This window comes from Maridesulfovibrio sp. (assembly GCF_963678865.1).
Taxonomy (GTDB): Bacteria; Desulfobacterota; Desulfovibrionia; order Desulfovibrionales; family Desulfovibrionaceae; genus Maridesulfovibrio.
Window position 1 is genome coordinate 491490 of the sequence record NZ_OY787459.1, and the last position, 22270, is coordinate 513759.

The 22270-nt window shown below is 45.2% G+C and carries 20 protein-coding genes and 2 tRNA genes; 11 read left to right on the forward strand and 11 right to left on the reverse strand.

The genetic code is table 11. The features are described 5' to 3' along the window. The first annotated feature begins 4 nt into the window (after nucleotides 1–4). The gene (locus ACKU41_RS02120) at nucleotides 5–898 is read left to right on the forward strand and encodes an amino acid ABC transporter permease (protein ID WP_319781294.1); all 894 of its coding nucleotides are present in this window, start codon (nucleotides 5–7) and stop codon (nucleotides 896–898) included. Here the strand turns inward: ACKU41_RS02120 and ACKU41_RS02125 are convergent. After that, nucleotides 892–1611, reverse strand: a complete 720-nt coding sequence (locus ACKU41_RS02125) for an HD-GYP domain-containing protein (protein WP_321403804.1) — start codon at nucleotides 1609–1611, stop codon at nucleotides 892–894. The genes ACKU41_RS02120 and ACKU41_RS02125 overlap by 7 nt on opposite strands. A gap of 373 nt (nucleotides 1612–1984) precedes the next feature. On the opposite strand from ACKU41_RS02125, the gene ACKU41_RS02130 reads away from it, so the two are divergent. After that, nucleotides 1985–4339 carry a methyl-accepting chemotaxis protein gene (locus ACKU41_RS02130; RefSeq protein ID WP_321403806.1) on the forward strand — a complete coding sequence of 785 codons (2355 nt, stop codon included), beginning with the start codon at nucleotides 1985–1987 and terminating at the stop codon, nucleotides 4337–4339. Nucleotides 4340–4420: 81 nt separating this feature from the next. Here the strand turns inward: ACKU41_RS02130 and ACKU41_RS02135 are convergent, their stop codons facing one another. Beyond that, nucleotides 4421–5065, reverse strand: coding sequence for a lysophospholipid acyltransferase family protein (locus tag ACKU41_RS02135; RefSeq protein WP_321403808.1), 645 nt, complete (start codon nucleotides 5063–5065; stop codon nucleotides 4421–4423). A gap of 5 nt (nucleotides 5066–5070) precedes the next feature. After that, on the reverse strand, nucleotides 5071–6831 hold the full coding sequence (locus tag ACKU41_RS02140) for an ABC transporter transmembrane domain-containing protein (RefSeq protein WP_321403809.1): 1761 nt from the start codon (nucleotides 6829–6831) through the stop codon (nucleotides 5071–5073). A gap of 187 nt (nucleotides 6832–7018) precedes the next feature. Here ACKU41_RS02140 and yedF point away from each other — a divergent pair, with 187 nt between their 5' ends. Further along, complete coding sequence (yedF, locus tag ACKU41_RS02145) at nucleotides 7019–7639, forward strand: sulfurtransferase-like selenium metabolism protein YedF (RefSeq protein WP_321403812.1); 621 nt, start codon at nucleotides 7019–7021, stop codon at nucleotides 7637–7639. 169 nt (nucleotides 7640–7808) lie between these two features. Continuing rightward, complete coding sequence (locus ACKU41_RS02150) at nucleotides 7809–8564, forward strand: pseudouridine synthase (protein ID WP_319781287.1); 756 nt, start codon at nucleotides 7809–7811, stop codon at nucleotides 8562–8564. Nucleotides 8565–8759: 195 nt separating this feature from the next. On the opposite strand, the gene lolA is transcribed toward ACKU41_RS02150, so the two are convergent. Next, the gene (gene lolA / locus ACKU41_RS02155) at nucleotides 8760–9404 is read right to left on the reverse strand and encodes an outer membrane lipoprotein chaperone LolA (RefSeq protein ID WP_319781285.1); all 645 of its coding nucleotides are present in this window, start codon (nucleotides 9402–9404) and stop codon (nucleotides 8760–8762) included. 60 nt (nucleotides 9405–9464) lie between these two features. Here lolA and ACKU41_RS02160 point away from each other — a divergent pair, with 60 nt between their 5' ends. Further along, nucleotides 9465–9932: an L-2-amino-thiazoline-4-carboxylic acid hydrolase gene (locus tag ACKU41_RS02160; RefSeq protein WP_321403815.1), complete on the forward strand. Its 468-nt coding sequence runs from the start codon at nucleotides 9465–9467 to the stop codon at nucleotides 9930–9932. 232 nt (nucleotides 9933–10164) lie between these two features. On the opposite strand, the gene ACKU41_RS02165 is transcribed toward ACKU41_RS02160, so the two are convergent. The 3 genes from ACKU41_RS02165 to ACKU41_RS02175 form a co-directional block, all read right to left on the reverse strand. Then, nucleotides 10165–12363, reverse strand: a complete 2199-nt coding sequence (locus ACKU41_RS02165) for a DNA translocase FtsK 4TM domain-containing protein (RefSeq protein WP_321403817.1) — start codon at nucleotides 12361–12363, stop codon at nucleotides 10165–10167. A 126-nt stretch (nucleotides 12364–12489) separates the two neighbouring features. After that, the gene (gene efp, locus ACKU41_RS02170) at nucleotides 12490–13050 is read right to left on the reverse strand and encodes an elongation factor P (RefSeq protein ID WP_319781282.1); all 561 of its coding nucleotides are present in this window, start codon (nucleotides 13048–13050) and stop codon (nucleotides 12490–12492) included. A gap of 123 nt (nucleotides 13051–13173) precedes the next feature. Next, nucleotides 13174–13629, reverse strand: a complete 456-nt coding sequence (locus ACKU41_RS02175) for a type II 3-dehydroquinate dehydratase (RefSeq protein ID WP_319781281.1) — start codon at nucleotides 13627–13629, stop codon at nucleotides 13174–13176. 126 nt (nucleotides 13630–13755) lie between these two features. Here ACKU41_RS02175 and yihA point away from each other — a divergent pair, with 126 nt between their 5' ends. Beyond that, nucleotides 13756–14355: a ribosome biogenesis GTP-binding protein YihA/YsxC gene (yihA, locus tag ACKU41_RS02180; RefSeq protein WP_319781279.1), complete on the forward strand. Its 600-nt coding sequence runs from the start codon at nucleotides 13756–13758 to the stop codon at nucleotides 14353–14355. A gap of 146 nt (nucleotides 14356–14501) precedes the next feature. On the opposite strand, the gene ACKU41_RS02185 is transcribed toward yihA, so the two are convergent. The 3 genes from ACKU41_RS02185 to ACKU41_RS02195 form a co-directional block, all read right to left on the reverse strand. After that, nucleotides 14502–15629 (reverse strand): LptF/LptG family permease, encoded by a 1128-nt coding sequence (locus tag ACKU41_RS02185; protein WP_319781278.1) that lies wholly within the window; start codon nucleotides 15627–15629, stop codon nucleotides 14502–14504. Next, entirely contained in the window at nucleotides 15626–16786 is a 1161-nt protein-coding gene (gene lptF, locus ACKU41_RS02190) for an LPS export ABC transporter permease LptF (protein WP_321403820.1), read from the reverse strand. The genes ACKU41_RS02185 and lptF overlap by 4 nt, the downstream gene beginning before the upstream one ends. A 93-nt stretch (nucleotides 16787–16879) precedes the next feature. After that, nucleotides 16880–17074, reverse strand: a complete 195-nt coding sequence (locus ACKU41_RS02195) for a hypothetical protein (RefSeq protein WP_319781276.1) — start codon at nucleotides 17072–17074, stop codon at nucleotides 16880–16882. Nucleotides 17075–17223: 149 nt separating this feature from the next. Between ACKU41_RS02195 and ACKU41_RS02200 the strand changes: the two genes are divergently transcribed. The 5 genes from ACKU41_RS02200 to ACKU41_RS02220 all read left to right on the forward strand — a co-directional run bounded on the left by ACKU41_RS02200 (nucleotide 17224) and on the right by ACKU41_RS02220 (nucleotide 21363). Further along, on the forward strand, nucleotides 17224–18018 hold the full coding sequence (locus ACKU41_RS02200) for an undecaprenyl-diphosphate phosphatase (protein ID WP_321403824.1): 795 nt from the start codon (nucleotides 17224–17226) through the stop codon (nucleotides 18016–18018). Nucleotides 18019–18152: 134 nt separating this feature from the next. Then, nucleotides 18153–18229 (forward strand) — tRNA-Met (locus ACKU41_RS02205). Between the two features lie 170 nt (nucleotides 18230–18399). Beyond that, a tRNA-Met gene (locus ACKU41_RS02210) sits at nucleotides 18400–18476 on the forward strand. A gap of 161 nt (nucleotides 18477–18637) precedes the next feature. Further along, nucleotides 18638–20944 (forward strand): ABC transporter substrate-binding protein, encoded by a 2307-nt coding sequence (locus tag ACKU41_RS02215; protein WP_321403826.1) that lies wholly within the window; start codon nucleotides 18638–18640, stop codon nucleotides 20942–20944. Between the two features lie 5 nt (nucleotides 20945–20949). After that, complete coding sequence (locus ACKU41_RS02220; RefSeq protein ID WP_319781273.1) at nucleotides 20950–21363, forward strand: hypothetical protein; 414 nt, start codon at nucleotides 20950–20952, stop codon at nucleotides 21361–21363. 10 nt (nucleotides 21364–21373) lie between these two features. On the opposite strand, the gene ACKU41_RS02225 is transcribed toward ACKU41_RS02220, so the two are convergent. Next, the gene (locus tag ACKU41_RS02225) at nucleotides 21374–22156 is read right to left on the reverse strand and encodes a transporter substrate-binding domain-containing protein (RefSeq protein WP_321403828.1); all 783 of its coding nucleotides are present in this window, start codon (nucleotides 22154–22156) and stop codon (nucleotides 21374–21376) included. Between the last annotated feature and the right edge of the window lie 114 nt (nucleotides 22157–22270).

Below are 22270 nucleotides of genomic sequence, written 5' to 3' on the forward strand. Positions count from 1 at the left end.
TTAAATGTTTGATTCACCTAAAAAAATATCCTCCCGTGATATCCTGCTGCTGGCATGTATCATGGGAGGAACTATTTTATTTTTACGCCATCTGGCCTACGGACTTAACTACAATTGGGATTGGTCGGTAGTTCCCGGCTATATTGCCCGTTTTGATACTGATTCCGGAAACTGGCGGGCAGGTATGCTGACTCTGGGGTTGCTGGTAACGCTTCGCCTTTCCCTGTGGTCCATCCTGCTGGCTTTGCTGAATGGAACGATTATGGGTATTTGGAGGGTAAGCCCACGGCCTCTGCTGCGTATGATTTCCAGCAGTTACGTAGGACTAGTACGAAATGTCCCTCCGCTTGTACTGATCTTTATCTTTTATTTCTTTCTCGGTGATCAGATCATGCAGGCTACTGGAATAACCGAACTTTCTTATTCTCTGAATGATAAAACATCACCTGTTTTAGCAACTCTGTTCGGTCCGGTGGAACAACTCCCTGCTTTTTTTTCAGGTGTGCTGACCATGGCTCTTTTTGAAGGAGCGTATATCACCGAAATAGTCCGCGCCGGCATTGAATCCGTAGATAAAGAACAGTGGGAAGCTTCTGCAGCACTGGGCTTCAGCAGGCCAAGACAGCTGATACACATTATTCTGCCACAGGCTTTTTCAAGCTCACTTCCTTCACTGGCCGGACAATTCATCTCCACAATTAAAGATTCTTCCATTGTCTCGGTAATCTCCATTCAGGAGCTGACCTTTGCCGGACAGGAGTTGATGTCCGCCACCTACAGAACCTTCGAAATATGGACCATTATCATTGGCCTGTACTTTCTCCTCACCTTCCCCTGCTCAATAGCCGTAAGGAACCTTGAGAAAAGAATGAACAGCCACAAGCAGCAACCTCATTGATGAACTGCCGCTGTATGTACATGAGTATATGCTTTATCCATGCCGAAAGGATTTTCATCCAATGCCATTCCCTCTGCAAAATAAGCTTCAATTCGGTCTGAAATTTTTAAAAATTCATTAACTATCAAGGGATCGAACTGTGAACCTGAGCATCTTTTTATTTCTGTGACAATTTTACTGTATTCAATTGCATTACGGTAGGTGCGGTTGCTGGCCATGGCTGATAAAGTATCTGCAACAGCGATGACCCGTGCTCCGAAAGGAATTTGTTCCCCCTTTAGACCATGCGGATATCCGGCCCCGTCATATCTCTCATGGTGATGCAGTATTATGCCCGTAATCCGATCCAATCCTGCTACTGTCGCTACAGGCTTAACAATTTCAGCTCCTATGGACGGATGCTGTTTTACAATTTCATATTCTTCAGCAGTAAGTTTGCCTTTCTTTTTAAGAATAGAATCCGGCAGACCTATTTTGCCGATATCATGCAGATGCCCTGCAATATGCAACAGTTCACATTCACGATTTTGCAGCCCCAATTGCATGCCCAGAGCCTGAGCTATTACGGCGACTTCCTCCGAGTGTGAACATGTATAGTGATCTTTGGCATCAATCGCGTTCCCTAAAGATTCAGCAAATTGATGTACGGTCATGCTTGCAACGCAATTATTGCAAGTATCTTTTTTGGTAAAAAAATCTATTATCTTTCGCATACAATACCATCTATTTGAACAGTTGATTTAACCTGGAATAAGATGGCACGTTATTTAAATTGAGAATGAGTGTCAATCGCGATTGAGTTAAAATTATTATTCTAAAATATAATCAAGACAATTTCATTTATAATTTCATGGGAATGTCAAATAAATTTTCATTAAAATCAACAACATATAGATATCATTGCGAAATAACAACACATTTCACACAACCGTAACCTTCAGGACATAGTAATCATCACCCGCAACACATAAGTTGCCATCAGCAAACCTGAGGAGGAACGCTATGTCCTTGAAATTAAAATTAATCACTTTTTGTGTTGCAATAGGTCTCATACCTTTAATTCTAATAGGCGCGTTAAGTGTCAGTATGGCGTCAAAGGCTTTATCTGATCAAGCCTTCGGTCAACTGGAATCAGTGCGTGATTCAAAAAAGAAAAACCTTCAAGATCTGGTAAACAAATGGTTTCAAGAAGTTGAACTCTATTCCAACGTAAAAGAAGTTTACAATACCGTAGGTATGGCAGGTGAATATGCAATGGAGTACGCCGTTCCGGGCAAACCCATGGATGTAACTTCCGATGAATATAAAGAAATTCATCAGTATGCGTCAGCTCCATTTATCCCCTTTGTAAAAACACTCGGGTACGATGATGCCCTGCTTATAAATGATTACGGTCGGGTGCTCTATTCTGTAAAAAAAGAAAAAGACCTAGGTGCTGACATAAAAAAGGGGAAATACAAAAACACTAACCTTGGCCGGGCTTTTGCGAAAGCAGTCAAAGGTGAAACAGTTTTTGCTGATTTCGAGCCATATGCCCCTATGGGCGGAATACCGGTGGCATTTATATGCGCTCCGGTCCATTCACATGCCGGGGATATTCAGGGCGTTGTGGCACTGCGTATACCGCTGAAAGAAATCAATTCCATTATGACTCAGCGTTCAGGCATGGGGCAGACCGGGGAGTCCTACCTTGTGGGACCGGACCTGCTGATGCGCTCGGATTCTGAACTTGATCCCCGGTACCGGACCGTTAATAATTCTTTCAATAATCCTGATAAGGGAAAGGTTGAATCCAAGGAAGTCAAACTAGCGCTTCAAGGCCAAAGCAATACAGCTTTGATGACCGCAGCAGACGGAGATGAATATCTCGTAGCATACACTCCTATTGAAATTGGAAAATCCAACTGGGCTCTGATTGCGGAAATACACAAAGACGAGGCATTCCAAGCTGTTACCAGATTAAGAAATTTTGCTCTGATCATCTCCGGGATAACTGCGCTTATCGTCGTATTGGTCACTTTTATATTCCTGCGCAAATCAATTCTCGGCCCACTCGAACGTATTGAGTTTTTTGTCAGTTCCATTGCCGCTGGTGATTTTAAAGCTACCCTTGAAGGCAAATTCAAAAGCGAAATAAAAAATCTGGCCGACGGAATCCAGATCATGGTCGGGGAATTGAAAAACAAACTCGGTTTTTCACAGGGGATGTTGGACGGAATGACAGTCCCCTGTCTCATATCTGATACAGACGCGAAGATCTCCTACCTTAACCAGCCCCTTTGTGAATTGCTGGAAAGCGGTGAATCATGTGATAAATGGGTCGGCCGCCCGGTAAAAGAACTTTTGCAGGCTCCCCCCGGAGAAAAAGGTATTCTTACCCGTTGCCTGAATGAAAAACAGCCGATTTTGAATGTTGAACGTTGCTGGAAAACCAAAAAGAACAATTACAGGGATGTTCGTATTGATGCTGCCCCGCTATACGACCTTGATAATGAACTAATAGGCGGATTCGCTGTTATCGTTGACTTAAGCGACATGAAATCCAAAGAAAAACAGATTAAAGAACAGCATAAAGTCATGGTGGAAATCACTGAAAAAGCGCAATCCATATCCCAATACCTGACCAAAGGGGCAGCTGAAATTGAGGAGCAGGTTGATCAGGTCAGTTCTAACACTGAAAAGCAATTTGACCGTATTGAGTATTCATCCCAGGCAATCACCGAGATGAACCAGACGTTGTTGAATTCCGTTACCAATGCTGAAAATGCAGCCATGCAGGCCAAATCCACTAGGGTACGCGCGGAAGAAGGTATGCAGACCATGACTGAAACCAGCGTTGCCATTGACCAGTTGCAATCACTTTCCGACACAGTGAAGGAGAACATGCACCAGCTTGGTGACCATAGCCAATCCATTGGCGGAATCATCGGTGTAATTAACGATATTGCCGACCAGACCAACCTGCTGGCACTTAATGCTGCCATTGAAGCGGCCCGTGCGGGTGAAGCTGGACGCGGGTTCGCTGTGGTTGCGGATGAAGTCCGCAAACTGGCAGAAAAAACAATGCAATCAACTAAGGAAGTTGAACTCGCAATTAAAAGTATTCAGGCTTCGGCTCAGGCAAATATTGAAAATACGGACCAGACAGTTGAGGCTGTTGAGCACGCCAGCGGACTTGTCGGCAGGTCTGTACAGGCTTTTCAGGAAATTTCCGGAATGTCGCTTGATACGGCTACGGAAATAGAAAGAATTGCCCAGGCTACGGACCAGCAGTCTGAAGCCCATGACCAGATTCATAAAAATGTGGAAGACTTGAAAATGCTGGCCGGAGATACAAAGGTGGATATGCAGAATTCTGCAAAATCAATTACCTCCCTCGCCAGAACGGCACAGGAGCTTGAAAAGCTCATCGAACGTTTAAGTTACGCTGCCGGGATTTAGTTTTCCAAACCTGCATATAGGAATGCGCCCTGAGCCATTATGGATCAGGGCGCATTCCTATCTTTATTGGATAAACACGATTTAATCAGGTTTCATGCTTGCCATGACTTCTTCCAGACGTCGAGCTTCTGCTGCGAGAACCTGATCATCAAGCTTTTGTCCCGTAACCGTAAAAGGCTCACCCAGCATAATTCTGCACGGCATAAAAGGTTTGGGCAACTCAAAGCGGTCCCATGATTTATGAAAAACAACCGGATTTGCAGGATAGGCCCGCATGGGAATAATAGCTGCCCCAGTCTTCTGCGCAATAGCCAGAATACCGGGCTTCACCTCATGACGCGGCCCTTTGGGACCATCCATTGTAATAGCCCCGATTTTACCTTGCTTGCGCATAACCCGAGCCACTCCGAGCATGGCCTTGAGGCCTCCTCGGGTGGATGAGCCACGGGCAACTTCATAACCGATACGTTCCAGCACATCGGTAATGATCTGTCCGTCCTTACTGTCGCTGGCCATGGTTACCAACGGCAGTTTTTTCAAAAAACCGAGTCCGATCAGGCTGAAAAGCTCATTATGCCACAAGGCCAGCATTACCGGCTTGCCCTGCTTATGCGGCTCAATGATGTTCTCATATCCGCTGACATCAAAGCGTATGGAACGCACCCACCAGCGGTAGAGGAAAGCCACTTGAGGTGCGAATATGACCGGATCAACCTTAATCTTCATGATCGCTAATCATCCTGAAACTGCATTTTGTATAACTTGGTGTAAAGGGGACATTTTTCCAGAAGCTCTTTGTGAGTACCCTTGGAAACGATTTTACCTTTTTCCATGACCACAATCACATCAGCGGAAAGCACCGTTGAAAGCCTGTGGGCGATAACAATGCTGGTTCTGTCTTTCATGAGATTTTCAAGGGCCATCTGGACAATGCGTTCAGCCTCGGTATCCAAGGCGCTGGTAGCCTCATCGAGAATAAGCAGCGGAGGATTCTTGAACAGGGCACGGGCAATGGTCAGCCGCTGTTTCTGTCCGCCGGAAAGTCTTACCCCGCGTTCACCGACCATGGTATCGTAACCTTCGGGCAGTTTTTCGATAAACTCATGGGCGAAAGCTGTCCTTGCACATTCCTCAACATTATCGGAATCAGATTCAAGACTCACGTAGGAAATGTTGTCCCGGACTGAAGCGTTGAAGAGGAAAGTTTCCTGCGAAACCATACCAATATTCAAGCGCAGGGACTTAAGAGAGTACTCATGGACCGGCCTGCCGTTAAGAACAATACCGCCTTCCGCTGCATCGTAAAAACGGGGAATAAGATTGACCAGAGTTGTCTTACCTGATCCGCTGGGTCCGACAATAGCCACTTTCTGTCCGGCTTCTACATTAAGATTAATATTATTCAGTACCGGGTTTTCAGAAGAAGAATAACTGAAGGTCAGGTCCTTGATTTCAAGTTTTTTAAAACCCTGTTCCAGTTCAATTTCGCCGCCCTGCTCCACATTGATATTATCCGAATCAAGAATTTCAAATACCCTTTCCGCACCGGCCAGAGCTCGCTGGATGGTGTGATTGGAGGAGTTAATCTTTTTGATCGGCTCATAGAGCATAACCAGCGCAGCGATGAAGGAAAAGAAAGTACCAGGAGTTGAATAGCCGTCAATAACCTGCGAACCGCCGTACCAAAGCACAAGACCGATGCCTAACGCCCCTACTATCTCCATAATCCGGGAGGAAAGTTCACTGTTGAGAACTGATTTGATGGCAATCCTGACGAGCCGGGAGTTCTCCTGTGCAAATTTTTCAGTTTCACGATTTTCATTGGCAAAAGCCTTGATGACTTTTACCCCGCTGAAAGATTCCTGCAACAAGGCGTTGATGTCCGAAATTTTGCTCTGGTTTTTGCGTCCAAGTTTGCGCAGCTTTCTCCCGAAATAAAAGAAGGGAAAGATAGCCAGCGGCAGCACAAGTACCGCGAAAACAGCAAGATATGCATCACGGTAAAAAACCAGACCGATCAGGCAGACAATAGTACACGCCTCGCGGATCATCATAATGAACGAAGGCAGGCTGGCTCGAATTTCAATAACGTCGTTCAAGATTCGAGACATAAGCATGCCCACCTGACTTTCTTCAAAAAAGTCCATGGGCAGACATATAATCTTACTGAAGAGGTCGTTCCTGAGCTGTTGCAGCACCAGCAATCCGACACAGTTCATCAGGTAACTTTGTAAAAATCTGAACACGCCTTTGATCAACATAACAAGGACAAATGCTATGGGCACCACCATAAGTGCCTGACGGTCTTTGTTGATGAAAATGTCATCCATTGCGGGCTGAATCAGATATGCCGTGGCAGCAGTTGCGGCAGCAACTACACCCATGGATATAAATGCAACAAAAACCTTGAATTTATAAGGTCCGAAATACGAAAGACATCTCTTAATAAGATGTTTATTTTTCAGATAGCTATATTTTTCGCCTTTGGGCAAATTAGACTCCTTTATTATGGCTGAATGCCGATTGCGATATCTCTTTACTTCTCATTGCCGTCAATCGCAAGTGTCTATTCCGGGCAAATAGGCATGGTCTATCTTTTAAATGTTTGTTTATTGAATTTATCAATTTGACCGTTAAACACAGGCTGTTATTTTAACAAATATAAAAAGGAGATCTGAAATGTCGGTAAAAATAGATTGTAAAGGCTTGCCATGTCCACAACCGGTACTCAAATGCAAAAATGCTATTGAATCTGAGAACCCTGCAAAAATCAAAATCATAGTTGATAATGAAGCGGCCAAAGAAAATGTCTCCCGGTTCATGGGAACCAAAGGCTACGAAGTCAGTGTTAAGGAAAAAGGCGACCTTTTTGTGGTAAAAGGCAAAAAAGACGTTACTTCCGAATCTCCGGCTGAATGTGAAGTCTGTAATGTAATGAGCGACGAAGAACTTTCCAACGTGGGCAGTAAAACCCTCGTATTCCTGAACAGCGAATTTCTCGGCAGCGGTGACGACGAACTTGGTGCCGGACTTATGTTCAACTTTATTTCAACCCTGCCCGAACTCGGGGACTCCCTCTGGCGGATTATCATGGTCAACAGTGCGGTAAAACTTGCAACAGAAGGCAATAAGTGCCTTGAAAAGCTGCAGGAACTCGAGAAGTCAGGTGTTTCCCTTCTTGTCTGCGGGACCTGTCTCGATCATTTCAAACTGCTCGACAAAAAACAGGTAGGCGAAACCACAAATATGCTCGATGTGGTCACCAGCCTGCAGCTTGCCACTAAAGTCATAAAAGCTTAAGAGGTTGCCTCCGGCAGCTGAAGAGGAAGGGGGAACTTTTGCTAACACCGAAAGTTCCCCCTTTCCCTTTGGAATTACCATCAAAACACGTTATGTACTTCGTAGAGCTACTTTGCTGTTTGGATGGGGTTACCGCATGAAGAGATTTCACTTTTAACGCTAGAAGCAAATGACTGAAAAACAAACAATCAGATTGAATAAATATATTGCCTCCGCCGGGCTTACTTCCCGACGCGGAGCAGATGAGCTTGTCCAAAAGGGCAAGGTAAAAATCAACGGTCAACTTGCGGATTCACCCGGAATTCAGGTTGATCCTGAAAACGACCAGGTGGAAGTAAACGGCAAGCTCGTACAGCACAACCAAAAGTCCAAGGACATATACATCCTGCTGCACAAAACCATTGAAACCGTTACTACAGCCAAGGACCCCCAAGGGCGCAAAACAGTGCTCGATCTTTTGCCACCTGAAATCATCAAACGCCGGGTCTTTCCCGTAGGCAGGCTTGATTTCTATTCTGAAGGCATGCTTCTGCTGACTACTGACGGCGAATTGTGCAACCGCATGACCCACCCTAAATGGCACTTGCCCAAGATTTACCACGTAACCATTCGCGGAAAACTTTCGGACAAGGAAATGTCGGTCATAAAAAACGGTATGTTCCTCGAAGATAAAGGGGAGCTTCTCGCCCCTGTCAAAATAAGAATAATTTCCGAGGTAGGCGAAACCACCAAATATGAAATGGAACTGCACCAAGGCATCAACCGCCAGATCAGGCGCATGTTCGATGAATTCGGCAAAACCATCCTGCGTCTTAAAAGAGTTCGTCAGGGACGTATTGAGCTGGGCAATCTTAAACCCGGAAAATGGCGTGAGCTGAGCGATAAAGAACTGACTTTATTGAAGAACGATTTGAAAATGAAGTAGAATTGCCTCTGGCTGCCTCAAGGCCAGTACAAAAGTATCCATCGTAATTTTCGAAACTGTAAGCAAAACTTTTCGCTTAAGGGATAATTCAAAAATCCCATTTTTTAAAAAGTTTCATCACCGTTTACGATATTTCGCATTAAATAGGAAAGGCCCGGATTTGATAGTCAATCCGGGCCTTCTCTGTTGGTAATTTTAATTAGCCTTTGTATTGTCTTCTACATTTACACCTTCCGGTGGAGTAAATTCAAACGCAGCAGCATCCACATCAGGATCGATTTCAATGTTGCTCATGGAGACTTCATTTCCATTGCCGTAAAAATCAACAACAAGCACCTTGCTCATCATTTTTTTACTTGGATCTATCCACGCAAAGGCTAGCACCATACCTGTTTCAGGTTCAAGGGGCAGCAACTTGAGCTTGATCAGCCCGTTGTCATCACCCTGATTTTCAACTACAAAATCTTCTTCGAGCTTGGCCTGCCCGGAGATGAATTTAATCATGGTCTTGGAGTTGAAAAGCTGCTGGGTGCGATATTTAAGGGCCAGTTCATCTTCCGGAAAATAATCCCAGACAACGGATTCGCCCACAATGAGAAGCTCCGGTTCCGGCTTGACTGATTCCCAACGCAGCAACGAAGGCTGCTTAAAAACAATCTTACCGGAACGAATGTCTTGTTCTTTACTTGCGGCATTGGTCAAAGTCTGGGTAAAATCCGCACTGAAAGTTTTAATGGAATCGTATGTTTTCTGAATTTCGGAAGTCAGTTCATCTGCTCCTGCTATGGAGCTGAATGAAAGTAAAACCGAGATTACAAGTATTAAAATCCTGAATTGCATTATTCTCCTCGTGAATTCGGGTTCATCTACAAAAACTGTCTTAACCCTTTTGGATTAATTATGAAAGTACAACCTGTATCACAAATTTCCCGTCGCTTGATTGAAGCGGAATTGTATGGCGAACTTTATGAAACCATTAGCAAAAAAATCGGCAAAGAACAGGCCCTGCAGCTCATAACCGAAAACCTGCAAAATTCAGCCCGCAAAGCCGGACAATCATTTGCTGCCTCAGTAGCTACCCCAAATCTTGAACATTTCGCAACAGCCGTGGAAGTCTGGAAAAAAGGTGATGCCATCGAAATCAGCAATATTTCCCTCAACGACAATGAATTGACCATTAAAGTCACCAAGTGCCGCTATCAGGAATCTTACCGTGAAATGGGCCTGCCAGAAGAACTTTGCACCCTGCTCTCCTGTTCAAGAGACGAACCTTTTGCCAAAGGCTACAGCGAAAGCCTAAGCATGACCAGAGAAACTACACTGGCAGAAGGCGGAGACTGTTGCCCGTTTAAGTTTACCTGGAAATAGCTTCCATCAGCCCTTTGGGGACCAAAGAAACTTATAGCGAGCTTTACAGCCTCACTCGCTAATCAATGCAAAAACAATAACCGCAATATCTTCGAAAGATATTGCGGTTATTGTTTGAAAAACGGTTTCTTGCGCTACTTTCGAAGCATACTGAAAAATTTTGAATGGGATGGAGTCTGGGGAAGGAAAAATTATTGCAGACGTTTTTCCTTCCCCAGACTCCGAAGAGATTTTAATCTTTAGTAACCAAAACTATGCGAGGCTTACTGCCGTCCTGTGGGCCGAGTATGCCGTCCTGTTCCATCTGTTCAATGAAACGGGCAGCACGGTTGAACCCGATGCGGAAACGACGCTGCAGGAGGGAGATAGAAGCTTTTCCCTGCTCCAGAACAAATTGTACAGCCTCGTTATAGACAGGATCGTCAGATTCTCCGGGCATACTTCCGACTCCGGGACCGGATTGACCTGAATCTTTCCAGTCACTGAAATCAAGTTCAAAATCCTGAGGATATTTTTTCTTCCAGAAATCAACAACGCCCTTGATCTCGTCATCTTCAACCAGTGCTCCATGCAGCCTGCGAAGCTTTGAACCACTGGGCTTGAAGAGCATATCACCTCGACCGAGCAGCTTTTCCGCGCCGACCATATCCAGAATTGTGCGTGAATCATGTTTGGAAGTAACCTGAAAAGATATACGCGTAGGGAAGTTCGCTTTGATCAGACCGGTGACGACATCAACAGATGGACGCTGGGTTGCAAGAATAATATGTATCCCGGCAGCACGAGCCAACTGCGCCAGCCGCACAATGCTGATTTCAACATCCTTACCGGCTGTGAGCATCAGGTCGGCAAGCTCATCCACGATAATGACTAGGTATGGCATCGGTTCGAGATCTTCAAGTTCTTCGGGCAGATCATCACCGGATTTAGCCAGTTTTTCGTTGTAGCCGGCTATATTGCGAACTCCGAGGCGGGCCATGTTCTCATAGCGCTTATCCATTTCGAAAACAGCCCACTCAAGAGCGGACTTGGCAAGAGCCATATCAGTGACCACTGGATGCACAAGATGCGGCAGACTGGCGTAAACAGCCAGCTCAATACGTTTGGGGTCGATAAGAAGCAGTTTCAGTTCTTCCGGTCCGGCTTTGTAGAGCATGGACATAAGCAGGCCGTTCAGGCAGACACTCTTACCGGCCCCGGTAGCTCCAGCCACCAGCAGATGCGGCATTTTAGCAAGGTCTGCGGAAACAGGTACGCCCTGAATATCTTTACCAAGAGCCATGGTCAGTGCGGACTTGGAGTTGGTAAAGCAGCTGTGCTCAAAAATTTCACGCAGATAAACGGTCTGTCGAGTGTCATTGGGAATTTCGATACCAACGGAATCCTTACCCGGAATAGGAGCCTCGATACGCACAGCAGTAGCCTTGAGCGCAAGAGCAATATCATCGGTCAGGTTGGCTATTTTACTTACTTTTACACCCGGAGCAGGACGGAATTCAAACATGGTTACAACCGGACCGGGTGTAACTTTCTGGATTTCACCGTCAATGTTGAAATCCTTAAGACAGACCTTTAATGATTCAGTCTTTTCTTCGAGATCCTTAGGATCAAACTGGACACCGGCAACCTTTGGTTCTGCCAGAAAATCAAGGGCGGGAAAATCTGTACTGATATCAATCTTCTTCGCTTTAGGCTTTTTAGGCTTAGCCTTGGCGGTTTCCTTTTTAGAAGACTTATCACTAAAAGGCTTGAGTACAAGCAAGTCGCCCTCTTCCTCAACATCAACAGATTCGATTTCCTGTTCTTCCGCTATCGCTTCTTCAGCTTCGCGCCGGGCTTTCGCCTTTTTGCGCTCGGCACGTTTAATTTTCTGTTCCGCTTTCATGCGCTTGGCTTTACGTCCCACCCGCTCCTTGTTCTTGAGCCAGAAATCGATGAATATGGAACGCAGCCGTTTGCCGATGGAGGCCCAGCTTAGATTCAGGGTAAGCTGAATTCCGGCAAGACTCATGAACATCCAGAACAGAAAAGCGCCAACAGGCTTAAGGTATTTAAAAGACCATTTGGAAAGAAGCGCGCCTATGAAGCCTCCTTGATGGATGACCATAGACTTCTGAAATTGGATCAGCCATGGATGGGCGGACCATGCCAGCAGGCAGACGTAAAGGAGTATCAACCCGACCCAACGCCACCAAGGTTGCTTAAGTTCGGAAAGGAAGGAGGTAATACCCAGAAAAACAAAATAAAAAGGAATCAGCCATGACCCCAGACCAAGAAAATCCACCATAGCCCCTGCGGCGTATGACCCGGCAGGACCGATTAAATTTTTGACCTTCCAACTGCCGCTGACAGCCTGATTGAAGGTTGGGTCCCCCGGATGGTAGGAGTACATGCTGATAAAAAGAAATACGGCTAAAAAAATCCAGAACATGCCGAAAATCTCTTTTGCGAATTTTCCGCTGGGCAGTGGCGCATCCTCCGTTTGATGCCGGATCGGGGCTGATGAAACAATAAGTTTTCGGGGAGCACCGGGCCCCCCGAAAAAGTCAATATCAGACTATTTTTCGCGACCGAGGTATTCGCTGGAACGGGTATCAACCTTGATCTTGTCATCTTCATTAATGAACAGGGGAACGTTGATAACCAGTCCGGTTTCAAGAGTAGCAGGCTTGGTTGCGTTACTTACGCGGTCCCCCTGAATGCCGGGGTCGGTCTGGGCAACGGTAAGAATAACGGAAGCCGGAAGTTCAACACCGATAACCTCACCGTTGTAAAGCAGCGCTTTGTTGGTTTCACCTTCTTTAAGGAAACCGCCCGCAGTTGCGATAACATCAGCAGCAACATTCATCTGTTCATAGGATTCGAGATCCATGAGCACATACTCTTCACCGTCTTTGTACAGGAACTGCATTTCTTTGGTTGCCATGTCGGGCTTTTTCACTTTTTCACCGGAACGGAAAGTCTGGTCAGTAATACGGCCGGTGAACATGTTACGCAGTTTAGTACGGACAAATGCTCCGCCCTTACCGGGTTTAAAATGCTGAAATTCAACAATTTCAAAAGGTTTACCGTCAATCTCAATTTTAAGTCCGTTCCTGAAATCCTTAGTAGAAATCATATTTCCTCCGAATAAATATTATTTGCAGGGCCTTAAATGGCGCCTTGCGCGTTACCCCGCTGTCTGCATATTAATAAGGTGACAGCGCGCTGTTTTCAGCGGCCTAAATGTCAAATCTCGACATTAATCAGCTGCCACATGTGAAAACAATGCTTGAACGGCCAAGGCATAGCTCATTATTCCGAATCCGGCAATTACTCCAATGCACTGTTTTCCCATAAAACTTTTCTGGCGAACCGGATCTTCTGTTCTTGCCCAGATATTGCTGATGTGGACCTCCACGCAAGGAACTTCGATCCAGGCCAGACAGTCGGCAAGAGCAAGACTGGTGTGGGTATATGCTCCGGCATTAAAGGCAACCCCGTCAATACCGTCTTCACGGGCCTTCTCCAATCTGTCGATCAAAGCGCCTTCAGAGTTGGACTGAAAAAATTCCAGCTTGATTCCGTCCGCTTTATCTCCCATGAGAGTCTTAAGGTGATCAGGAATATCTTCTATTTTATCGGAACCATAGATTTCAGGCTGGCGTTTGCCAACGTATCCGAGATTGGGACCGTTAAGAATCAGGAAAGTTTTCATCAAATCCGCCTTTGTGTTCTGGTTAAGGTAAAATATTCTTGTAATGATCGTCCGGCTTGACTAACCTTAAGAAATAAGTGAACTAGCCGGGTTTAAACAACCACGAATAATCAAGGAAAATTCCTTATGGATAATACACTCACACTAATTAAAACAGTTTACGAGATCAATCAGCTTGAAGAACTGGCTGCTCCGCAGATTATTCTTGCCGGACGCTCAAATGTAGGCAAGTCATCATTGATCAATTGCCTCGCAAACAGAAAAAAACTGGCTAAAATCAGCTCCACACCGGGTAAAACACGCAGCCTCAACTATTACGAGGTAAGTCCGCACGGATATTTTATTGTAGATCTGCCCGGATACGGCTACGCACGCTGTTCAAAATCCGAACGGGCCAAATGGGCCGCGCTGATTGACAAATACATGCTTGACAATCCGCACATCACGGCGGCAGCGGTGCTGCTGGACAGTCGTCACAGTCCGCAAAAAAATGATCTGGACCTGATTTCCTACTTCAAACACTGTAACATCCCCGTTCTGCCGATCATGACCAAATCGGACAAAACCAAGCAGAAAGATCGCGCCAAGATCCAAAATCAATGGGAAGACATCCTCAAGGTCAAGCCGCTTTGCGTTTCCAGCAAAACAGGCATGAACCGCACCAGACTCTGGAATCTACTTGATATAACAGCCATGCCGGAACTGGCACAGGCTGAAGATAAATAAAAAAATCTCCGGCGTCTGTGGAAGGATAATCTCCTGCAAAGGTTTCCCCTTTCACAGACCCTATCCCCTTCAAAGCCTTCTGGCATGCTTCGCAAGAAGCGCGCTATGGCTGCCTTCGAATAAAAGACCGGCGAAAACGCACCAAATCATCTCTTCATCTTGGCAAAATATTTGCCGAAATGTTCAGGCACAAGCACCCATGCTATTCTACTGAGAGCAAGAGAGCTGACGATAATATTACCCAGCCATGCCGCTATAATAGGAGGTAAGGCACCGGAATCACCGGCGGAAGCACCAAGCATAAAGAGCGCATAATACGAGAAGACCAGAGCCAGCCCTAGCCCGATATTTATATAAACATTCTCGGTAACAGTAACCAGAGCCAATGAAACAAGAGCCATGGTCAAGAGAGAAAAGGCATAGGCCCATTTTGAATGCCATGCCGTAATAAGCCTATCTACGCTGGAGCCGGAAAGCTTCAACTGCTCAATGACCTGATCCAACTGCCAGAGCGGCAGCTGCGCCGGATCAATGTCCGGATCGACCACCTTGAAAACATCAAGATTAAGTTTGATGGGCATAGTAAAAATAGGATGCTCACGAGAAGCAAAATGGTCCGGGCTGAGCTCAACTGCATTCTCCAGCTTCCAGCCGTACTTGCTGCTGACTTCGGCACTGTCGGAGGTGATAACACGTTTGATTCCGCCGTTATCTTCGGCAAACTCGTACACGGTAATCCCCTTGGCCCGATTGCCGAAAGGCATTACCTCCTTGGCCTCTACCACAAACCGCCCTTCCTTGAGCCAGATGTTTTTAAGCACCCTTTTATCAAGCATGCTTTTTCGTACATCTTCTTTCCAAATACGATAAGCTTCCTGTTCTCCGTAAACACCGATAACCTGCGAAAAAAGCAATTGTCCAAAGGACCAGATCACGGCATAAATTACAAAAAATTTAAGAAACCACGCCAGTGAAAGTCCTCCCGTACGCAGGGCCAGAAGTTCCTTGCTACGGGCCATGACGCAAAGCTGCACAATCATGGAGATTAAAAAGACCGCAGGCAGAATCTGGGAGAAAATGAGCGGCATTTTTACCAGAAAATATTTGAGGATAGTCCCCATCCCCAGCCCGGCCTCGATGAAATCATCCAAACGGTCAAAGAGATCCGAAAGCAGATAAATTCCGGTCCCCACCCCAAGACATACACCCATGAGGAAAAGATTCTGCTTCAAAACATATGACGCCAGATATCCAGGAAGAAGTCTGCGGATCATGCTTCTTTCCTCCTGAATTTTTTCAGGAACGGAATCCTGAGGCTGAAAGAATGCTCCATAACCGCCATTTTAAGCAGAACAATTGAAATAACCGCAAAGGACACATTGGGCAGCCAAAGCCCGATAACCGGGGTCAGCACCCCGCTCTCCCCAAATGTAACCCCAAGGGAAAGCATTGTATAATAGACCAGAAAAAGCCCCATGGAGATAAGTAAGCCATACTGCTGCTTAAGCCCCCGAAAAATACAGGCAATGGGCATGGCGAACATCCCCAGAACCAGACAGGCTACAGGCAGGGCCAACCTTTTTTGAACCTCCACTTGAACTTTTTTCAGGAAACCAGGATCAATATCCTCAGCACGATCCCCGGCCCGGCTGATGCGGACCAGTTTTTCCCAAGACATTTCCTTGGGCCGCAATTCGTCCACATCATATCCTTTCAAAATATTGGCAAGAGGAATGCGTACGTCGTAATTTTTAAATTTAAGCACGCTGAGCTGGTCGCGCTCCTGCTGATAAATACGGCCGTTTTCCAGATGAATCAGTAAACGGCCCATCATCGGGTCGGTACGAATTTCACCCAAGGGAGCCACGATTGTGGCAGTCATGTCTTTACGGGTACTGTCACGTACAAATACAGAGCGCATAACCCCGTTATCATCATCAACATCCTCAGCATAAAAAACCAGTCCCGGAAAATTTTTATTAAATACCCCGGGCTGGATTGCCAGTTGACTCTGTGTGCGGGCAAAATCCATTAAGGCGCTGCGGAAATTTTCCGTACCCCATGAAAGTCCGTAAAGAGAAAAATAAAAATCCGCCCCAGTGCAAATCAGGCAAAAAATTATGGGCGCGGGCAACAGCCTGTAAAGACTCAACCCACCTGATTTAAGCGCTGTAATTTCATTGTCCGCATTCATCCTTAAAAATGTAAGGAAAATGGAAAGCATGGTTGCTATCGGAGTGAGTATAAGCAGAAAAAACGGACAGAGATACACAAACAGTTTGGCCATCTCCAATGCGCCGATACTCTGCCCCATGAACAGGTCGCGAAACTGGAGAAGTCTTCCGATTAGGATCAGGCCCATGAATCCTGAGAGACTCAAGGAAAATAATGATATGAGTTCTTTAAAAATATTGCGATGAAGAAGCTTCAATTTAGTTCCCGCAAAATATGCAGAGATAGAGTTTCAAACAAGTCATTCGGACTTTAAAAAAAGCCCGTGACGTAAATTATCGGGTGCAGATAGCTAGCAATCAGGTTCTTCGCCGTTGTTTTCAGCGTAAAAACGTTCCATGAATTCCATATCTTTAGGGGAAAGGTTAAAGCGCATGGCAGCTTCTTCAAGCAGGGATTTCAATGGCTTGCCAGTGTCAGCATGCTGTTCGGAAATCCATTTAATCGCTTTTCTGGTCAGTTCGCAGGGAGGCACGATAGTAGCCATATATTTTTATCCTCATTTAAAGTCGTAATTGATTAATATTTATCAGTACACGAGCTTGCCGCCCCTTGCAACTTTGTGCAGGCTGGCTTACCCAAAACAGGTAACTTGTAAACTAGGCCGGAAGTTCCGGCAATCATAAAGGAATACCTATGACATCACTATTTACCGCCGGCATACTCGGCATTGTTGAAGGTCTTACTGAATTTCTGCCGGTATCGAGTACCGGCCACTTGATTATCACCGGACACCTGCTCGGCTTCACCGGTGAAAAAGCCGCCTCTTTTGAAGTAGCCATCCAACTTGGGGCCATCCTTGCCGTTGTCGTTCTTTACTGGTCCCGTTTCTGGGGACTGGTTGTTCCTGATCCGACCAAGAGGTTTTCAGGGATTCGCGGGCTGTACCTGCTTTTCCTGACAAGTCTTCCGGCATCGGTTCTGGGGCTGATTGCACACGATTTTATCAAGCAATACCTTTTCAATCCCTACACAGTGGCATGGGCGCTGGGAGTGGGCGCAATCATGATTCTGATCGTTGAAAAAAAAGATATCCGGCCCAACTGCTATTCACTTGATGAGGTAACACCCAGACTCGCTTTTGGCATCGGCTGCTTTCAGTGTCTGGCATTATGGCCCGGATTTTCACGGTCTGCGGCAACCATCATGGGGGGGATGCTCTTGGGAGCAAAACGTAAAATTGCTGCGGAATACTCTTTCATCGCCGCTGTACCGATCATGTTTGCTGCCACTGGCTACGACATGCTTAAAAGCTACAAACTTTTCACTATGGGTGATATGCCCTTTCTGGCTGTCGGCTTCATTGTCTCTTTCCTTTCAGCATGGGCGGCGGTCAAAGGATTTATATATTTACTAGGCAAGCTGACCCTGCGGCCTTTTGCTTATTACAGATTGGCACTTGCTCCGTTTATCCTGCTCTTCTGGAGCTAAAAGGCACTCAACATGCTGGTTCGATGCACTATTTTAAAAAAAATTTAAAAAAAGTTATTTTTTTACTTGCCAAGTGCAGGCAGACTGTATAGAAAGACTCCTCGTTGGACGGGAAGTCCAGCCCACAAAAACGTGGCGAGGTAGCTCAGTTGGTTAGAGCATGCGGCTCATATCCGCAGTGTCGGGGGTTCAATTCCCTTCCTCGCTACCACGTAAATCATAAGGCTTTGCAAATTTTTGCAAAGCCTTTTTCTTTCCAGCTGACCGGTTAGATGGACATATAATTATTATACCGAAATTTTTGTCATTTTTTACTTGCCAAGCCGCTCAGGAATGTATAAACACTGTCCTCGTTGGACGGGAAGTCCAGCCCACAAAAGTGGCGAGGTAGCTCAGTTGGTTAGAGCATGCGGCTCATATCCGCAGTGTCGGGGGTTCAATTCCCTCCCTCGCTACCACGTAAATCATAAGGCTCTGCATAATTTGCAGAGCCTTTTCTTTTGCCCTCTCCTTTCAAAGCCTGCCTGTCAATAATTCAAGGGAATAATTTGCAAAGGCCATCCTTTCTGTTATTCATGAAGACAAGACCACACCCGAACTAATACAGGATTAGTATTTCATGAAAAAGCAGCATCCTTTCGAAATACATAAAACACGTAAGCACAATATATTTTTGCCAACTTTTTTTGTCTTCATCTTTTTATCGTTTCTAATCCAATTACCCAACAACAGCTTTGCCAACGAAAAACTGGATAAAGTAACCCTGCAACTAAAATGGTTTCATCAATTCCAGTTTGCCGGATATTACGCCGCCCTTGAAAAGGGATATTATGAAGATGAAGGACTTGAAGTTACAATCATCGAGCGGGACCTGCGCAGTAATCCCATAGACAAGGTGCTTAACGGTGACGCTGATTTCGGGGTCAGTAATTCCGAAGTGCTGCTTAACTATTTGCGTGGCAAGAAATTAGTACTGCTGGCTTCTGTTTTCCAGCATTCACCGTTGGTTTTTATTTCGAAAAATCAACCGCTCATTCATACAGCGCAAGCCTTGAAAGGCAAAACAGTACTTATGAGTTCCGCCTCACAAGATATTGAGCTGAAAGTTCTTCTAGAAGGAAACGGAATCTCGTTCGATGACATCAATTTGATAGACCGCTTTGCCGTTCCTGAGGATTACTTCGACCCTCAAATCGACGTCATAGCAGCATACATCACAAATCAACCTTATTATCTGAAAAAAGAACACGTTCCTTATTCAATAATCTACCCATACACCCACGGTATTGACTTCTACGGAGACACACTTTTTACCTCTCAGGCACAAGTCCGGAACAACCCGGAACGGGTCAATAAATTCCTGAAAGCAAGCCTTAAGGGCTGGCAATACGCTCTAGACCATCCGGACGAACTGATAGATATCATAATCAATAAGTTCGGATCGCTGAAATCCAAGGGGCATCTGAAATATGAAGCTGAAACAATACAAACCTTGATTTTGCCCAAACTGGTACGCATCGGGCACAGTAATCCGGCTCGCTGGGAACAAATTGGCGATGAATTCAGGAAACAGGGTTTAGTCACCGAGACTAAAGATCTTTCACCATTCTTTTTCAATCCGACAGCAGGTAAAGTAACTATTAAAGAAGAAACAGCTTTTATTGCAGCCGTAATATTTATTGTAATCATAGTTATCCTGCTGGCTTCTATTTTTGTTGCCGGAAAATTCAAACACGAAATCAATACCCGCAAAGAGATAGAAAATAAGCTTAAACAAAGTGAAAAATATTATCGCAGCCTGTTCGATAATACCGGGGCGGCGACAACAATCCTCGGTGAAAATTATCTGATAAAACGATGCAATGAAAATTTCGCCATGCTCTGCGGTTTGCCTATGGAAGAGATTGAAAATAAAAAAAAGTGGACGGATTTTATTGCCCCGGAAGAACTCGAAAGAATGACGGAGTATGCAAAAGCAAGAAGGTCCAACAACCAGTCCCCGCCAAAATCATACGATTTTATTTTTTTGCGCGCTGATGGCGAAACACGAAATGTCCACGTACAAGTTGAGATTATCGACGATAGCACTGACTCCGTAGCCTCTCTCCTCGATATGACAGAAAAAGTAAAAACTCAGGAACTTTTGATCCAGACCGAAAAAATGATTTCAGTAGGAGGTCTTGCCGCAGGCATGGCCCACGAAATCAACAACCCTCTTGCCGGGATACTGCAGGCCGTACAAAATATTCACCGCAGAATTTCACCGGATGTGCCTGCCAGCATAAAAACGGCTGAAAAATATGGCTGTACCTGTGAACAGATAAACAGTTTTCTTGAAGAAAGAGGCGTAATAAGAATGCTGGACGGCATACACAGTTCAGGAGAAAGGGCTGCCAACATAGTCAGGACCATGCTCAATTTCACCCGCAGAAACGATGAAGGCAGAAACAACTGCAACCTGAATCAACTTTTTGATGACATTATGAACATCATTACCTGCGATTATGATCTCAAGAAAAAATACGATTTCAAGCATACAAAAATAGTCAAAGAATATCAGGATAATCTTGGTATGATCAATTGTTTGCGAATAGAAATCGAACAGGTCCTCCTGAATCTGGTTAAAAACGCCGCATATGCCACTAATGAGATTGCCGACATCAGGACTCCCACCATCACCCTGAGGACAAAAACTGATGATCGGTACATTGTTGCCGAAGTGGAAGATAACGGGCCGGGCATGTCTGCAGATGTAAAACGAAGGGTTTTTGAACCATTTTTCACTACCAAATCCCCCGGTATGGGAACAGGGCTTGGACTTTCAGTGTCATATTTTATAATAACACAAAACCACGGCGGAATATTTGAGATTGACACCCAAATCGGTAAGGGTTCGAAATTTACTATTAAAATACCAAAGATATGATCATTATGTTTAAGAAAACCATACCTGTTCTGCTGGCCCTTATGCTTCTGAGCTGCCCGGCCTGTGCTAAAAAGCCTGTGCTCTACCCTAATGAGCAATACAAAAAAGCCGGGGAAGCCAAATCTTCCGAAGACATCGAATATTGTCTGGCCCTTGCAGAAAAAAGCGTTGGCAAAGACTCTAAGGGGAAAACATCCCTTAAAACAGGAATTCAGGGAGGACTGATAGGTGGAGCTGTGGGGCTGGGGATCGGAATAGTGACTGGAAGTCCCGGAACTTCAGCACTGGCAGGTGCAGCAGGAGGAGGAGCCGGAGGAGCTGTAGGCGGAGCCATGCAGGATAACCCGAACTCCCTGTACAGAAAATTTGTGGAGCGCTGCCTACGCGAAAAAGGCTACGACCCCATTGGTTGGAAATAAACCCGGGCTTTTAAAAACCTTCATGAACGGGGATATATCTGGAAATTATTTTTTGATATGAACCGTCCTGCTTCATTTTTTTCAGTTCAGCATTAACTTTTTCAAAAGCTTCAGGATCCTTTTTTCTTGAAAAGGCAAGATATGTGTCCGATTTGGAATAAATCAAAGGCAAACCGCTTTCCGGGGCAATGATGGCCTCAACTTTATACAGTAGATTATTGTCGTTTAGAAAATTTAATGCCGGATAGTAATCTGCAAAAAAGAAATCAATTCTGCCAAGCAGCAGTTTCTTTACATTCAGATCTATATTCGGCACTTCTTCGATCCTTAAAAATACTCCCTTCTTCAGGGCCTGATCCACTTTCTTACCATAGTAGAATCCCCGGCCTACACCACCTGAATACTTTTCTGCCCCGGAAAAATCAGAGGGAAAATACACATTTGATCCGGCAAGGCGCAATGCGACAACTTTTTCCGTAATCAAAACAGTTTCAGAAAAACGCAAATATTTATTACGTTCTTCATTATATCCGGCATTAAAGATAGCATCGGCAGTCCCTTTTTTAACCATTGCCATAGCCCTTTTCCACGGGACAATACGTATATCCGGTTCATACCCCGCCCGCTTTGCGGCTTCAGCAACTATTTCTACCAGAAAGCCTTTAGGCTTGCCGTCCTGAAGAAATGTTTGAGGTGGAGTATCCAAAGTAACAAACACAAGTTTTTTCGCATGCAGGGCGGACGGGAAAAGCAGAATAAATATAAACACAACAGAAAGTATCTTATTACACACAGCTATGACGCCCTCCTGAATTTATGTGTAATCTATCACTAATTTGCTGTTGTAACAATCGGTCCCGGCCAACACAAACGTAAACTTATTCATATAATTTCCAATTCGGGTTAT